Source organism: Variovorax sp. 10L421 (assembly GCF_056395365.1).
Genome location: NZ_JBFTJJ010000001.1, coordinates 326,415 through 339,943, shown reverse-complemented (window position 1 = coordinate 339,943; position 13,529 = coordinate 326,415). Strand labels below are relative to the sequence as shown.

Annotated in this window: 13 protein-coding genes; 7 read left to right on the top strand and 6 right to left on the bottom strand. The window is 68.1% G+C overall.

The genetic code is table 11. The features are described 5' to 3' along the window. The first annotated feature begins 33 nt into the window (after positions 1 to 33). Genes AC1DFC_RS01635 through AC1DFC_RS01610 form a run of 6 tightly spaced genes read left to right on the top strand, consistent with a single transcriptional unit; the run spans position 34 to position 7,018 of the window. Entirely contained in the window at positions 34 to 1,626 is a 1,593-nt protein-coding gene (locus AC1DFC_RS01635; RefSeq protein WP_413331350.1) for an ABC transporter substrate-binding protein, read from the top strand. 18 nt (positions 1,627 to 1,644) lie between these two features. After that, on the top strand, positions 1,645 to 2,580 hold the full coding sequence (locus AC1DFC_RS01630; protein ID WP_007831166.1) for an ABC transporter permease: 936 nt from the start codon (positions 1,645 to 1,647) through the stop codon (positions 2,578 to 2,580). Between the two features lie 24 nt (positions 2,581 to 2,604). Next, positions 2,605 to 3,498 (top strand): ABC transporter permease, encoded by an 894-nt coding sequence (locus tag AC1DFC_RS01625; RefSeq protein WP_413331416.1) that lies wholly within the window; start codon positions 2,605 to 2,607, stop codon positions 3,496 to 3,498. Positions 3,499 to 3,508: 10 nt separating this feature from the next. Then, positions 3,509 to 4,549: an ABC transporter ATP-binding protein gene (locus tag AC1DFC_RS01620; protein WP_478178604.1), complete on the top strand. Its 1,041-nt coding sequence runs from the start codon at positions 3,509 to 3,511 to the stop codon at positions 4,547 to 4,549. After that, positions 4,546 to 5,544, top strand: a complete 999-nt coding sequence (locus AC1DFC_RS01615; protein ID WP_413331351.1) for an ABC transporter ATP-binding protein — start codon at positions 4,546 to 4,548, stop codon at positions 5,542 to 5,544. The genes AC1DFC_RS01620 and AC1DFC_RS01615 overlap by 4 nt, the downstream gene beginning before the upstream one ends. 16 nt (positions 5,545 to 5,560) lie before the next feature. After that, positions 5,561 to 7,018: an N-acyl-D-amino-acid deacylase family protein gene (locus AC1DFC_RS01610; protein WP_478178603.1), complete on the top strand. Its 1,458-nt coding sequence runs from the start codon at positions 5,561 to 5,563 to the stop codon at positions 7,016 to 7,018. A gap of 10 nt (positions 7,019 to 7,028) precedes the next feature. Here AC1DFC_RS01610 and AC1DFC_RS01605 read toward each other — a convergent pair whose 3' ends face one another. From AC1DFC_RS01605 to AC1DFC_RS01585, 5 genes are all read right to left on the bottom strand, one after another. Next, complete coding sequence (locus AC1DFC_RS01605; protein WP_007831182.1) at positions 7,029 to 7,241, bottom strand: hypothetical protein; 213 nt, start codon at positions 7,239 to 7,241, stop codon at positions 7,029 to 7,031. Positions 7,242 to 7,359: 118 nt separating this feature from the next. Continuing rightward, on the bottom strand, positions 7,360 to 8,250 hold the full coding sequence (locus AC1DFC_RS01600; RefSeq protein ID WP_478178602.1) for a ZIP family metal transporter: 891 nt from the start codon (positions 8,248 to 8,250) through the stop codon (positions 7,360 to 7,362). A gap of 108 nt (positions 8,251 to 8,358) precedes the next feature. Then, positions 8,359 to 9,255: a dienelactone hydrolase family protein gene (locus AC1DFC_RS01595; RefSeq protein WP_007831187.1), complete on the bottom strand. Its 897-nt coding sequence runs from the start codon at positions 9,253 to 9,255 to the stop codon at positions 8,359 to 8,361. Positions 9,256 to 9,358: 103 nt separating this feature from the next. Further along, positions 9,359 to 10,108 (bottom strand): aspartate/glutamate racemase family protein, encoded by a 750-nt coding sequence (locus AC1DFC_RS01590; protein ID WP_007831190.1) that lies wholly within the window; start codon positions 10,106 to 10,108, stop codon positions 9,359 to 9,361. Between the two features lie 111 nt (positions 10,109 to 10,219). Next, positions 10,220 to 11,110 (bottom strand): transporter substrate-binding domain-containing protein, encoded by an 891-nt coding sequence (locus AC1DFC_RS01585; protein ID WP_007831192.1) that lies wholly within the window; start codon positions 11,108 to 11,110, stop codon positions 10,220 to 10,222. 186 nt (positions 11,111 to 11,296) lie between these two features. Here AC1DFC_RS01585 and AC1DFC_RS01580 point away from each other — a divergent pair, with 186 nt between their 5' ends. Next, positions 11,297 to 12,508, top strand: coding sequence for a D-amino acid dehydrogenase (locus tag AC1DFC_RS01580; RefSeq protein ID WP_413331354.1), 1,212 nt, complete (start codon positions 11,297 to 11,299; stop codon positions 12,506 to 12,508). Between the two features lies 1 nt (position 12,509). Here the strand turns inward: AC1DFC_RS01580 and AC1DFC_RS01575 are convergent, their stop codons facing one another. Beyond that, positions 12,510 to 13,412, bottom strand: a complete 903-nt coding sequence (locus tag AC1DFC_RS01575) for a LysR family transcriptional regulator (RefSeq protein ID WP_478178601.1) — start codon at positions 13,410 to 13,412, stop codon at positions 12,510 to 12,512. Between the last annotated feature and the right edge of the window lie 117 nt (positions 13,413 to 13,529).

The window sequence follows — 13,529 nt, the reverse complement described above, 5'->3', positions numbered from 1 at the left end:
TTTTTGCTGCCTGCCCTCACCGGAGAACCGACGATGAAACGACGGACGCTTGGCGCTCTCGCCGCCCTGGCCCTTTCCACCGCCTTCGCGGCGAGCCTTCCCGCGCATGCCCAGACGCCGCAGCCCAAGACGCTGAAGGTGGTGGCGCATGCCGACCTGAAGATCCTCGACCCGACCTTCACCACCGCCTACATCTCGCGCAACTTCGGCTACATGGTCTACGACACGCTCTTCGCGCAGGACGCGAACGGCAAGCCGCAGCCGCAGATGGTGGAGAAGTACACCGCCTCGAAGGACGGCAAGCAGTGGAGCTTCACGCTGCGCCCCAACCTCAAGTTCTCCGACGGCAGCGCCGTCACCTCGGCCGACGCGGTCGCCTCGCTGCAACGCTGGGCCGCACGCGACAGCCTCGGCCGCGCCATGACGGCCAGCGGTGCCGAGTGGAAGGCCACCGACGCGCGCAGCTTCATGCTCACGCTCAACGAGCCCTTCGGCATGGTGCTCGACGCGCTGGCCAAGCCCTCGGGCTTTCCGCCGGTGGTCCTGCCCGAGCGGCTGGCGAAGATGCCGGCCACCGCGCCGCTCACCGAAGTGCTGGGCTCCGGCCCCTTCGTCTTCAAGCGCGACGAATGGGTGCCGGGCAACAAGGCGGTGTTCGTGCGCAACCCCAACTACGTGGCACGCAGCGAGCCGCCGAGCGGCCTGGCCGGCAGCAAGAAGAGCAGCTTCGATCGCGTCGAGTGGCTCTACCTGCCTGACGCCAACAGCGCCGTGGCCGCCCTCAAGCGCGGCGAGGTCGACATCATCGAGCAGCTGCCGCCCGACTACATCGCGCCGCTGCGCACCGACACGGGCGTGAAGATCGGCTCCGGCGGCGCCTACCAGGGCTTCCTGGTGATGAACCAGCTGCATCCGCCCTTCAACAACCCGAAGGTGCGCCAGGCGCTGCTGCAGGCCGTGAGCCAGGAGCGCTTCATGGCGGCCATGGGCTTCCCGCTGGACATGCGCATGGCCTACTGCGCCACCTACTTCATCTGCGGCAGCCCCAACGACACCGCGGCCGGCGCCGAGCCCTACCGCAAGGCCGACGTCGCCAAGGCCAAGAAGATGCTCGCCGACGCCGGCTACAAGGGCGAGAAGGTGGTGCTGCTGGTACCCAGCGACGTGCCCTACCTGAACGCCGAGGCGCTGATGGCCGTGCAGACCATGAAGAGCATCGGCCTGAACGTCGACGCCCAGACCATGGACTGGGCCTCCATCGGCGCGCGCCGCGCCAAGCGCGACGCTGGCGATGCCGGCGGCTGGAACATGTACGTCACCGTGGCCGGCGAGTTCGACGCCAACTCGCCCATCAGCAACGCCTACCTGAGCGCGGCCTGCGGCAACACCCTGCCCGGCTGGCCCTGCGACAAGCCACTGGACGAACTCCGCACCGCATGGCTGAAGGAAACGGTGCCCGCCAAGCGCAAGGAACTGCTCGACGCGTTCCAGGCCCGCGCCTACGAGGCCGTGCCCTACATCAACGCAGGCCAGTACTCGGCCGCCTTCGCGGCGCGCACCAGCCTGAAGGGGCTGGACAAGCTGTGGTCCGGCATGCCGACAGTCTGGGCGCTCGACAGGCAATAAGGATTCGAGGGCACCGCCATGGGCTACATCGTTCGACGCTTCATCGCGACCCTGCCCGTCATGGCGGTGGTGGCCGTGGTGGTGTTCCTGCTGATCCATCTTTCACCGGGCGACCCGGCCGCGCTCATCGCGGGCGACCTCGCCACGACCGAAGACATCGAGAAGCTGCGCGCCGCGCTCGGCCTGAACCTGCCGCTGTGGCAGCAGTTCGGGCTGTGGATCGGCAAGCTCTTCACCGGCGACCTCGGCACCTCGATCTTCACGCAGATGCCGGTCACACAGCTGCTGGGTCAGCGGCTGGAGCCGACCGTGTCCATCGCCGCACTGACGATGCTCATCACGCTGGTGGTCTCGGTGCCGCTGGGCACGCTCGCGGCCTACCGCGCGGGCAGCTGGATCGACCGGCTGGTGATGCTGTTCGCGGTGCTGGCCTTCTCGGTGCCGGTGTTCCTCGTGGGCTACCTGCTGGTCTACAGCTTCGCGATCCAGCTGCCGTGGTTTCCGGTGCAGGGCTACGTGCGCTTCGCCGAGGGCCCGGGCGAGTGGCTGCGCTCGCTGGTGCTGCCTTGCGTGAACCTGGCGCTGGTCTACATCGCGCTGGTGACACGCATGACGCGCGCCACCGTGCTCGAGGTGCTGCACGAGGACTACATCCGCACCGCCCGCGCCAAGGGCCTGGGCGTGCTGCCGGTGCTGGGCCATGCGCTGCGCAACGCGGCCATTCCCATCGCCACCACCGTGGGCGCGGGCATCGCGCTGCTGATCGGCGGCGTGGTGGTCACCGAGACGGTGTTCGCCATTCCGGGCGTAGGCCGGCTGGTGATCGACTCGGTGCAGCGCCACGACTACCCGGTGATCCAGAGCGTGCTGCTGCTGTCGGCCGGGGTGTACGTGCTGATCAACCTGCTGATCGACCTGAGCTACCGCCTGTTCGATCCGCGCATCCAGTACTGAACAAACATGTCCACGGTCCTCCCCATGAGCGAGATCGACGCGCCCGCCCCCACGGTGCCGGATGCACACGGCGACACCCCCTTCGTGCCGCCGCGCTGGCGCTGGGCGCGCAAACACCCGACGCTGATCATCGGCGCACTGCTGCTGATCCTGATGGCAGCCCTCTCCATCGGCGCCCCCTGGGTCGCCACGCACGACCCGCAGGACATCGACCCTCTGATGCGCATGCAGCCGCCGTCGGGCGAGCACTGGTTCGGCACCGACGCGCTCGGCCGCGACGTGTTCAGCCGCGCCGTGTGGGGCGGACAGGTGTCGATGATCGTGGGTGCCACGGTCGCGGTGCTGGCCACTCTCTTCGGCGTCGTGCTCGGGCTGGTGTCGGGCTTCGTGCGCTGGGCGGACGGTCCGATCATGCGGGTGATGGACGGGCTCATGGCCATCCCCGGCATCCTGCTGGCCATCGCGCTGATGGCCGTGACGCGCGCCAGCCTGACGACGGTGATCGTCGCCATCACCGTGCCCGAGATCCCGCGCGTGGTGCGGCTGGTGCGTTCGCTCGCGCTCACGCTGCGCGAACAGCTGTATGTGGAGGCCGCGCACGCGGTCGGCACGCGGCTGCCGATGATCCTGCTGCGCCACGTGCTGCCGAACATCGTGGCGCCGCTGGTGGTGCAGGCCACCTTCGTGGCGGCGGCGGCGGTGCTGACCGAGGCGGCGCTGTCGTTCCTCGGCGTGGGCGTGCCGTCGCAGACGCCGAGCTGGGGCAACATGATGGCCGAGGGCCGCAACTTCGTGGCGGTGGCGTTCCACATCATCCTGTACCCGGGCCTGCTGCTGGCGGCCACGGTGCTGGCCATCAACCTGCTCGGCGACGGCCTGCGCGATGCGCTGGACCCGCGCCTGGCGCGGCAACTGTGAAGGGCATGCCATGACGATCACCATGTCCCACACCGCACTTGCCCCCGGCGAGCCGCTGCTCGAAGTCGACAACCTGCGCACCCATTTCCACACGCTGGCGGGCGTAGTGCGCTCGGTCGACGGGGTTTCGTACACCGTGCGCGCGGGTCGCACGCTCGGCGTGGTCGGCGAATCGGGCTGCGGCAAGAGCGTGACCGCGCTGTCGATCCTGYGGCTGGTGCCGACGCCGCCGGGCCGCCACATGGGCGCCGTGCGGCTGCGCGGCACCGACCTGATGCAGCTCAGCGAACGCGAGATGCGGCAGATCCGCGGCAACCGCATCTCGATGATCTTCCAGGAGCCGATGACATCGTTGAACCCGGTGCTCACCGTGGGCCGGCAGATCGCCGAGACGGTGCAGCTGCACCAGAAGGCCAGTCGCGCCGACGCCATGAAGCGCGCGGTCGAGATGCTGCGCGTGGTGCAGATCCCCGAGCCCGAGCGCCGCGTGAACGAGTACCCGCACCAGCTTTCGGGCGGCATGCGCCAGCGCGTGATGATCGCGCTGGCCCTGGCCTGCAACCCAGAGGTGCTGATCGCCGACGAGCCGACGACCGCCCTGGACGTGACCATCCAGGCGCAGATCCTCGACCTCATCAAGCGGCTGCAGAAGGAGCTGGGCATGGGCGTGGTGATGATCACGCACGACCTTGGCGTGGTGGCCGAGAGCTGCGACCGCGTGGTGGTCATGTACGCCGGAAAGAAGGTGGAAGAAGCCGACGTCATCGACCTGTTCGACCGCCCGCTGCATCCCTACACCCGCGCACTGATGGCCTCGATGCCCGCGATGAACACCGCGAGCACGCGACTGACCGAGATTCCGGGACTGGTGCCGGCCGCGCACGAGCTGGGCCGGGGCTGCGCTTTCGCCGCGCGCTGCAGCCACGCGCGTGAACGCTGCCGCACCGAAACGCCGAAGCTGGTGCCGCAGGAGGGCGATCACGTGGTGGCCTGCTTCGCCGTCGAGGAACACTGGGCACAACCGGCCGGCGCCGAGGAGATGGCCGCATGACGACAGCAGCAACAACGACCGCACCGCTGCTGCAGGTGCGCAACCTGCGCAAGCACTACACCACGCCCAAGCGCTGGCTGCGGCCGGCCCGGCCGCCGATCCAGGCGGTGGATGGCGTTTCGTTCGACGTCGCTCGCGGCGAAACGCTATCGCTCGTGGGCGAATCGGGCTGCGGCAAGACGACCACGGCCAAGTCGGTGCTGCGGCTGGTGGAGCCCAGCGCGGGCTCGGTGCAGCTCGAAGGCGAGGAGCTGCTGACGCTTTCCTCGAACGAGATGCGCATGCGCCGGCGGCAGCTGCAGATCATCTTCCAGGACCCGTACGCCTCGCTGAACCCGCGCCTGACGGCCGGCGATATCGTGGCCGAGCCCATGCGCAACTTCGGCATGGGCGCGGCGGCCGAGCGGCGCGAACGGGTGCAGTGGCTGTTCTCGCGCGTGGGCCTTCGGCCGGAAGCGGCGAAGAAATTTCCGCACGAGTTCTCGGGCGGGCAGCGCCAGCGCCTGGGCATCGCGCGGGCGCTGGCGCTGAACCCGAAGCTGATCGTGTGCGACGAGCCGGTGTCGGCGCTCGACGTGTCGGTGCAGGCTCAGGTCGTCAACCTGCTGATGGACCTGCAGGCCGAGTTCGGCATCGCGTATCTCTTCGTCGCGCACGACCTTGCGGTGGTGCGGCACATCAGCCATCGCGTGGCGGTGATGTACCTCGGCCACATCGTGGAGATCGCCGACCGCGACACGCTGTTCTCGGCGCCGCTGCATCCGTATACCGAGATTCTCCTGTCGGCCGTGCCGGTGCCCAACCCGCGCACGCCGGCGCGGCGCATGCTGCTGCAGGGCGATCCGCCGAGCCCGGCGAACCCGCCTTCGGGCTGCCGCTTCCACACCCGCTGCCCGATGGCGCAGGCGGTGTGCAAGGAGAAGGCGCCCGAGCTAGGCGAGCGGCCGTCGTCGTCCGCGAACGGAAGCCATCTGGTCGCCTGCCATTTCCGCTGAAGAAAGGATTTCTCCCGTGTCCGAAAAGCTCCCTCACTACGAACTTCTGATCCGCGGCGGCACCGTGATCGACGGCACCAAGGCGCCGCGCTTCGATGCAGACATCGGCATCGTCGGCGACCGCATCGTCGCCATCGGCAAGCTCGCGGGCCACACGGCGGAACAGACGATCGACGCCACCGGCCGCATCGTCGCCCCGGGCTTCATCGACTCGCACACGCACGACGATCAGGCCGTGCTTTCGCAGGCGCAGATGCCCTTCAAGGTGTCGCAAGGCGTGACCACGGTGGTCGCGGGCAACTGCGGCATCAGCGCCGCGCCGCTGCGCGCCGACATGGACCTGCCCATGCCGCTGAGCCTGCTCGAGTCGCCCGCGGAAGGCCGCTTCACGAGCTTCGCGGCGTACCTCGACGCGCTGCGCGCCACGCCGTCGTCGGTGAACGTGGCCGCGATGGTCGGCCACTCGACCCTGCGCGCCGTGGCCATGGCCGACCTCGACCGCCCCGCGAACGACAGCGAGATCGCATCCATGCAGGCGCTGGTCGAAGAAGCGATGCAGGCCGGCGCCATCGGCATGTCGACCGGCACCTTCTACCCGCCCGCCGTGAAGGCGACGACCGAGGAAATCATCGAGGTTGGCCGCCCGCTCACCGCACGCAAGGCGCTGTACGTGACGCACATGCGCGATGAGAGCGACCGCGTGATGGAGTCGCTCGAAGAGACTTTCCACATCGGCCGCGCGCTCGACATCCCGGTGGTGGTGTCGCATCACAAGGTGCAGAATACGCACAACTTCGGCAAGACGAAAGTCACGCTGCCCTTCATCAAGGAGGCGATGCAGCACCAGTGCATCGGGCTCGACTGCTATCCGTACACGGCGGGTTCCACCATGATCCGCACCGACCGCGGGATGATGGAAGGCCGCGTGCTCATCGCGTCGAGCGTGCCGCATCCCGAGTGCGCGGGCCGCGACCTGAAGGACATCGCCGCCGAATGGGGCGTGTCGGGCGAAGAGGCGGCGAAACGGCTGCAGCCCGGCAGCGCCATCTACTTCATGATGGACGAGGACGACGTGCAGCGCATCCTCGCCTTCGACGAGACCATGATCGGCTCCGACGGCATTCCGCTGGGCGAGAAGCCGCATCCGCGCCTGTGGGGCACCTTCCCACGCGTGCTTGGCCACTACAGCCGCGATGTCGGCCTGTTCCCGCTGGAGACGGCGGTGTGGAAGATGACCGGGCTCACGGCCCGCAACTTCGGCCTGCACGAGCGCGGCACGCTGAAGCCGGGGCACCACGCCGATGTGGTGATCTTCAACGCCGCGAGGGTGCGCGACACAGCGAACTACGAAACGCCGACGCGGGCGGCCGAAGGCATCGACGCGGTGATCGTGAACGGCGCCGTGACCTGGCGCGCCGGCGTGCACAGCGGGGCACGCAACGGACAGGTGATCACGCGGCGCGACGCAGCCTGAGCGAGCGAGATCAGTCGGGCGCGTTCATGACGCGATCGAATTCCTCGTCGGCCGGCACGTTGTCTGCATCGAGCTCGCTCGCATCGGTGAGGTCGATACCCGTTTCCTCCGACAGGTCGTCGGACACGTCGGCATCCTGCTCCTCGAAGTCATCGGCGGGCATGTCGTCCTCGTCGTCTTCGGCGGGCGCAGCGGATCGCGCGGTGGCGTCGATGGTGTTCATGATCGGTTCCTCGGCAGATTTCTGACAGCCCCCCTATGGTGCGCCTGTTTCGACCGTTGCGGTTCATCCGGCGCGCAGCATCGGTGTCGGGAAGTTTCCTGCAGGAGCTGGAGGACCGTCAGTCCTCGTGCACGTGGCCGTGCTCCCCGTGGCCCGGGTCGTCGTGGCCATGGTCGTGCCCTTGCTCGCCGTGTGCCAGCCGGCTCACGAGCGTGACCAGCACGATGCCCGCGGCCAGCCACAGGATCTGCGCGGCGGTCTGGCGCGCCGGCAGGCGCTTCTGCAGTTGCGGAATCAGGTCGGCCAGCGCCACGTAGACAAAACTACTACTAGCCAGCACCAGGAAGTACGGCAGCCAGCTGTGCAGCTGATCGATCAGCCACCAGCCCGCGATGCCGCCCAGCGCGGTCATGGTGCCGGCCAGCGACACCTTCACCAGCGCTGCGCGCTGGTTGGCCGAACTCTGGCGCAGCACGACGAGGTCGCCGATGTGATGCGGAACTTCGTGCGCCAGCACCGCGATGGCGGCGACCAGGCCGAGGCGCAGGTCGGCGGTGAAGGCCGAGGCGATCAGGATGCCGTCGCCGAAGCAGTGCACGCTGTCCCCCGTGAGCACGGCCCACCCGCCGGTGCGGGGCCCGTGGTCGTGTGCATGAGCGTGCGAGTGCTCGTGGCCATGGTCGTGGCCGTCGTGCCCGCCCTTCTCCTCGCCATGGTGATGCTCATGCCCGTGGTGCCACAGCTCGGCCTTGTCGAGCAGGAAGAAGAACACCAGCCCGAACAGCAGCACGGCGAACAGCAGCGCCGGCTCGATGCGGCTTTCGAAGGCTTCGGGCAGCAGGTGCATGAAGGCAGTGGCCAGCAGCGCGCCGGCCGCCAGGCTCAGCAGGTGCTGCGGGTTCACGCCGCCCGACCCGCTGCGCACACCCACCTTCAACAACAGGGCCGCGAGCCAGACGCTCCCGATACCGGCAACCAGGGTCGCCGCGATGATGACTATCAAATTCATAGCTGGGCTTGCGCAAGAAGAGCGGCCGTCAGGGCCGCATACCGTTCATAAAAAGAGAAAGGCCGTCACGCGGACGGCCTTCGGCGGGGTGGCTACAAGGCGCCGTCTTCAGGCGACGCCATTGGCTTTGAACCAGGCCGTGGCGCGTTGCCAGCCGTCTTCCGCCGCGCTCTTGACATAGCTCGGGCGGTAGTCGGCGTGGAATGCATGGCCTGCTTCGGGATACACGACGAAGCTCGACGCCTTGGCCGCCGGGGTTCCGGTGGCCAGAGCTGCTTTCATCTTATCAACCGTGTCAAGAGGGATGCCCTGGTCTTTTCCACCGTACAGGCCGAGCACCGGCGCCTGCAGGCCGGCGGCGATGTCGATCGGGTGTTTCGGCGTCAGTACGCTGGCCTGCCCGACCAGCCGGCCGTACCAGGCCACGCCCGCCTTGACCTTGCCGGTGGCGGCATAGAGCCAGACGATGCGACCGCCCCAGCAGAAGCCGGTGATGCCGGCCTTGCCGGTGTCGCCGCCGTTGGCCCTGGCATAGGCCAGCGCGCCGTCGAGGTCGGCCATGACCTGCGCGTCGGGCACCTTGGTGACGATGTCGGCCTGCAGCTTCGGAATGTCGGTGTAACCGCGCGGGTCGCCCTGGCGCGCATACAGCTCGGGAGCGATGGCCATGTAGCCGAGTTGGGCGAAGCGGCGGCAGGTGTCGGCGATGTACTCGTGCACGCCGAAGATTTCCTGGATCACCAGGATCACCGGCAGGCCGGTCTTACCTTCTGGCGCGGCCGCGTAGGCGGGCACCTCGAAGCCGTTGACGGTGTACTTGATGGGGCCGGCCTTCAGGCCTTCGGCCGTGGTGCTGATGGCGGTCTGCGCCATCACCGGCAACACGGCGGCCGCGTAGCCCACGCCGATGGCGGCCTTGAGCGCGGTGCGGCGCGTGGCGCCCTGCCCGGTGCTCTCGCCGGGGCGAAGCGAATCGAAGTCGGAACGGCTGTCGTCGAGGGACATGGGAAGGGCTCCAGTTGAATCGTCGAACAATGGGGCGTGGCGCCATGGAAAACGCACGCCGCAATGTAGGCGAAATCGGCCCTGCCCCTCCAAGCCCTGAAATTCAGTGGGGTTGGTGCGACGCGTACGCCCGGCACGCCAGCGCAGCGGCCAGCACCTGCGCGGGATCGACCAGGTCCAGCCCGGCCACGGCCGCAGAGCCTTGCAGCCCCAGCGGCACCTCGGTGCAGCCCATGATGATGGTGACGGGGCCGTGGCGTTCGGCGAGCTTCAGGGCCACCTCGGAGAAGCACTGCTCGGCGAGCGGCATGTTGCCGGCCTTCACGCCGTCGAAGATGCCCCGCATGATGGTCCGGCGCTCCTCGGGCAGCGGCACGTGGCAGCCCAGGCCCGCGTCGGCCAGCGCCTGTTCGTAGAGCCGCACGCGGTAGGTGCCTTCGGTGGCCATCAGCGCCACGCCGGCCGCGCCCTGCTCGGCCACGTGGCGCGCCGTTTCGCGCGCCATGTGCAGCAGCTCGACCTGCGGAAAACGCTCCTGCAGGTTGGCGTGCCAGGCATGCGCGGTGTTGCATGCAATGGCGACGGCCCTGCTGCCCAGCGCGGCCAGGCGGCCCAGCGCCTGCAGCATCGGTTCGAGCGGCTGATGCGCGCCCTGCTCGGCCGAAGCCAGCGCGTCGGTGCGGTCGGGCACCGGCACCTGCGCGAGCCAGTGCTCGGGAAAGGCCTGGTCGCGCACCGGCTCGCCGCGCGAGCGCATCTGCTGCGCGCAGGCCTGCACGAAGAGCCGCACGAAGTCAGCGCCCGCCGCGGGGCCCATGCCCCCCAAGATGCCTACAACGTTCGTCGAAGCCATGATCTTTCTCTTTTCAGGAATACCGCGGAACCGGCTTTGCCGGGCCGCTGGTATTGCCCCCGGTAGGGGGTTGGCGAAGCGACACGAAGTGCGCGCAGCCTGGGGGCGAGCTCAAGTAGCGGGCTTGTCGCTGAGGGCCTTCAGGTTTTCCTTCAGCTGCGGGCTCATCGGCAGGTTCAGCGGCACGTTCTTCGGCGGGATCGGCTGCATGAACCACTTGTTGTAGAGCTTCTCGAACTCGCCGCTCTTCATCATGCCGGCGAAGGTGTCGTCCACCAGCTTCTTGAAGGCCGGGTCGTCCTTGGGCAGCATGCAGGCATAGGGCTCGACCTGCAGCGGCTCGCCCACCACCTCGAAGTCGGCCGGCGTCTTGGAATTGGCGATCAGGCCGAACAGCAGGATGTCGTCCATGGCGAAGGCCACGGCGCGATCGCTTTCCACCAGCAGGAACGAATCCGCGTGGTCCTTGCCGAGCACGATGTCCATGCCAAGGTTCTTCTCGGTGTTGTACTTGCGCATGACCAGCGCGTTGGTGGTGCCGGTGGTGCTCGCCACGGTCTTCTTCGCGAGGTCGGCGTAGTCCTTGATCTTCGAAGACTTCTTCACCAGCAGGCGCGTACCGGTATAGAAGTGATTGATGGCAAAGGCCACGTCCTTGCCGCGTGCGGAGTTGTTGGTGGTGGAGCCGCACTCCAGGTCGACGGTGCCGTTGGTGATCAGCGGAATGCGGTTTTGCGAAGTGACGGGCATCAGCGCGACCTGCAGGTTGGGCTTGTTCAGCTTCTTCTTCACTGCTTCGACCACAGCGTTGGAGAGCTCCACCGAAAACCCGATCGGCTTGTTGGGGCCATCGAGATAGCTGAAGGGCACCGACGACTCGCGGTAGGCGAGCGTGATCTTGCCGGACTCGGCGATCTTGGCGAGCGTGTCGGCGGCCTGCGCGCCCGTGGCGGTGAAAAGCACCGCGGCGGCCATCGAAGCCATCAGGACGGAAAGTTTCATTCGAGCCCTCATTCGGTTGGATTGAACAGGCGGCCAGTGTAGGAAGGAGTGACGCAAAGCGACAATTCCAATTGAAATCCGACCCATGCCCAAAGGTTATGGGCGAGGCTTCTTTTGGCATTTCCTGCCGGGGCCGCGTCCTCCTACAGTCTTGGCTCTGATCTCAACCTCCGGAAAGTTGCCTCCATGCATGTGTGTGTGCTCGGTGCCGGCATCGTGGGCCTGGCCACCGCCTGGCAGCTCGAACGCCAGGGCCATCAGGTCACCGTGATCGACCGTGCCGGCCCCGGCGCAGGTGCAAGCGGCGGCAATGGCGCGCAGCTCAGCTATTCGTACGTGCAGCCGCTGGCCGATCCGTCGATCTGGAAGCAGTTGCCCAAGCTGCTGCTGTCGCCCACCTCGCCGCTGAAGCTGCGGCCGCAACTCGATCCGCTGCAGTGGCGCTGGGGCATGGCCTTTCTTGCCGCCTGCAACGCACAGACGTCGCGCGACACGACGGCCAGGCTGCTGGCGCTGGCCGCATCGAGCCGCACCGGGTTCGAGGCGATGCAGGCCGACATCGCGCCCGACTGCGATTTCTCGGCCACCGGGAAACTGGTGCTGTACGGCAACTCGGCGTCGCTCGAGGGTGCACGCGCGCAGCTTGAACTGCAGCGCGCCATGGGTAGCGAACAGCGGTTGGTGACGCCCGACGAATGCATCGCCATCGAGCCCGCGCTCGCCGGCTACCGCGGCCAGATGGCGGGCGCCGTCTACACGCCGAGCGAATGTGCAGCCGACTGCCTCAAGGTGTGCGCCGAGCTGATGCGCGCACTGAGTGCGCGCGGCGTGCGCTTCATGCTCGGCGCCGACGTGAATGGCTTTGCGCGCAGCGAAGACCGCATCGCCGCGGCACGGACCAGCAACGGCGACGTGGAAGCCGATGCTTTCGTGATGGCGCTGGGCTCGGCCTCGCACAAGCTCGGCCGCGCACTCGGCGCCTACCTGCCGGTGTACCCGCTCAAGGGCTACAGCATCACGGTCGACGTCGATCCGGCGCCCGGCGCCGCCCCGCATGTGAACGTGACCGACAGCGCACGCAAGGTGGTGTTCGCGCGCATCGGCTCACGCCTGCGCGTGGCGGGCATGGCCGAGCTCGTGGGACACGACGCGAGCATTCCGGCCACGCGCATCGAGACGCTGTCAGCCGCGACCCGCGCCCTCTTTCCGCATGCGAGCCGGCTGGAAGAACTGCATCCCTGGACGGGCATGCGGCCCGCTACGCCGACGGGGCTGCCGATCATCGGGCGGCTGCCGAGCGCACCGTCGAACATGCTGTTCAACACGGGCCATGGCGCGCTGGGGTTCACGCTGGCGTTCGGCTCGGCGCTGCAGATCGCACAGGACTTGCAGGCCTGAACTAGATGTTTTCCTGAATCGCCTGCTGCATGCAGCGGGTGATGCCGCGCACCGCCACCGAATCGGGCCGTGCCGCGAAGCGCAGCGCGCGGATCGGCACCGGAATATGCGGCTCCAGCGTCAGCACGTCGACCTTCTCGCGGTCCGCCGAGCGCGCCGTGCAGCCATCGACCAGCGCCACACCGATGCCGTGTTGCGCCATGGCCAGCGCCGCGTGATAGGTCTGTACCGTGACCACCGCCTGCTGGAAGCCCACGCCCGCCTGCCGGCAGGCCTGGCTCAGGCTGGTGCCGACGGGGTCGCGGCTGTCGAGGCCGATCACCGGGCGGTTGACGAGGTCGTGCAGCGCCACCGACCCGTTGCGCACCAGCGCGCGCGGCAGCATGCCCTTGGGCGCGACGCACACCATGCGGCTGTCGGCCAGCGTCTCCTGCGTGAGCGAGGGATGCACGGCGGGGCTGAAGGCGAAGCCCACGTCGGCCTCCTGCAGCAGCAGCGCCGACATGATCTGCGGCGAGTGCAGCGACTCGACGGTGATCGCATAGCCCGGATGCTTTTCGCGAAACGCCTTGAGTGCGCGCGGCAGGATGTCGTAGCTCAGCGCCAGCACGCTGAGGATGCGCAGCTCGCCCGTGTCGCCCGCGGTGCGCAGGTTGGCCGCCAGCCGCTGCACCTCGTCGAGCTGCGCGAACAGCCGCTCGATGTGCGGGTACAGCGTGAGGGCCTCGGTGGTCGGCGTGAGCCGGCCCTTGGCGCGCTGGAACAGCGGAAAGCCCAGTTGCAGCTCGGCATGCTGCAGCGTGCGGCTGACCGCCGGTTGCGTGATGTTGATGAGCCGCGCGGCCGCGCTCACGCTGCCCGTGAGCATGATCGCGTTGAAGACCTCGATGTGACGCAGGCGCATACTGAATCAGCGGCTCGATGACTTGTTCGCGGAACACCGTGGAACCGGCTTCGCCGGGCCACCGGTGTTGCCCCCTGCAGGGAGTGGGCGAAGCGGCACGAAGTGCGCGAAGACTGG

Excerpts from the sequence above, each read along its gene's own strand:
- AC1DFC_RS01635 (WP_413331350.1), top strand. The coding sequence starts at position 34 with ATGAAACGACGGACGCTTGGCGCTCTCGCCGCCCTGGCCCTTTCCACC.
- AC1DFC_RS01630 (WP_007831166.1), top strand. The coding sequence starts at position 1,645 with ATGGGCTACATCGTTCGACGCTTCATCGCGACCCTGCCCGTCATGGCG.
- AC1DFC_RS01625 (WP_413331416.1), top strand. The coding sequence starts at position 2,605 with ATGAGCGAGATCGACGCGCCCGCCCCCACGGTGCCGGATGCACACGGC.
- AC1DFC_RS01615 (WP_413331351.1), top strand. The coding sequence starts at position 4,546 with ATGACGACAGCAGCAACAACGACCGCACCGCTGCTGCAGGTGCGCAAC.
- AC1DFC_RS01605 (WP_007831182.1), bottom strand. The coding sequence starts at position 7,241 with ATGAACACCATCGACGCCACCGCGCGATCCGCTGCGCCCGCCGAAGAC.
- AC1DFC_RS01600 (WP_478178602.1), bottom strand. The coding sequence starts at position 8,250 with ATGAATTTGATAGTCATCATCGCGGCGACCCTGGTTGCCGGTATCGGG.
- AC1DFC_RS01595 (WP_007831187.1), bottom strand. The coding sequence starts at position 9,255 with ATGTCCCTCGACGACAGCCGTTCCGACTTCGATTCGCTTCGCCCCGGC.
- AC1DFC_RS01590 (WP_007831190.1), bottom strand. The coding sequence starts at position 10,108 with ATGGCTTCGACGAACGTTGTAGGCATCTTGGGGGGCATGGGCCCCGCG.
- AC1DFC_RS01585 (WP_007831192.1), bottom strand. The coding sequence starts at position 11,110 with ATGAAACTTTCCGTCCTGATGGCTTCGATGGCCGCCGCGGTGCTTTTC.
- AC1DFC_RS01580 (WP_413331354.1), top strand. The coding sequence starts at position 11,297 with ATGCATGTGTGTGTGCTCGGTGCCGGCATCGTGGGCCTGGCCACCGCC.
- AC1DFC_RS01575 (WP_478178601.1), bottom strand. The coding sequence starts at position 13,412 with ATGCGCCTGCGTCACATCGAGGTCTTCAACGCGATCATGCTCACGGGC.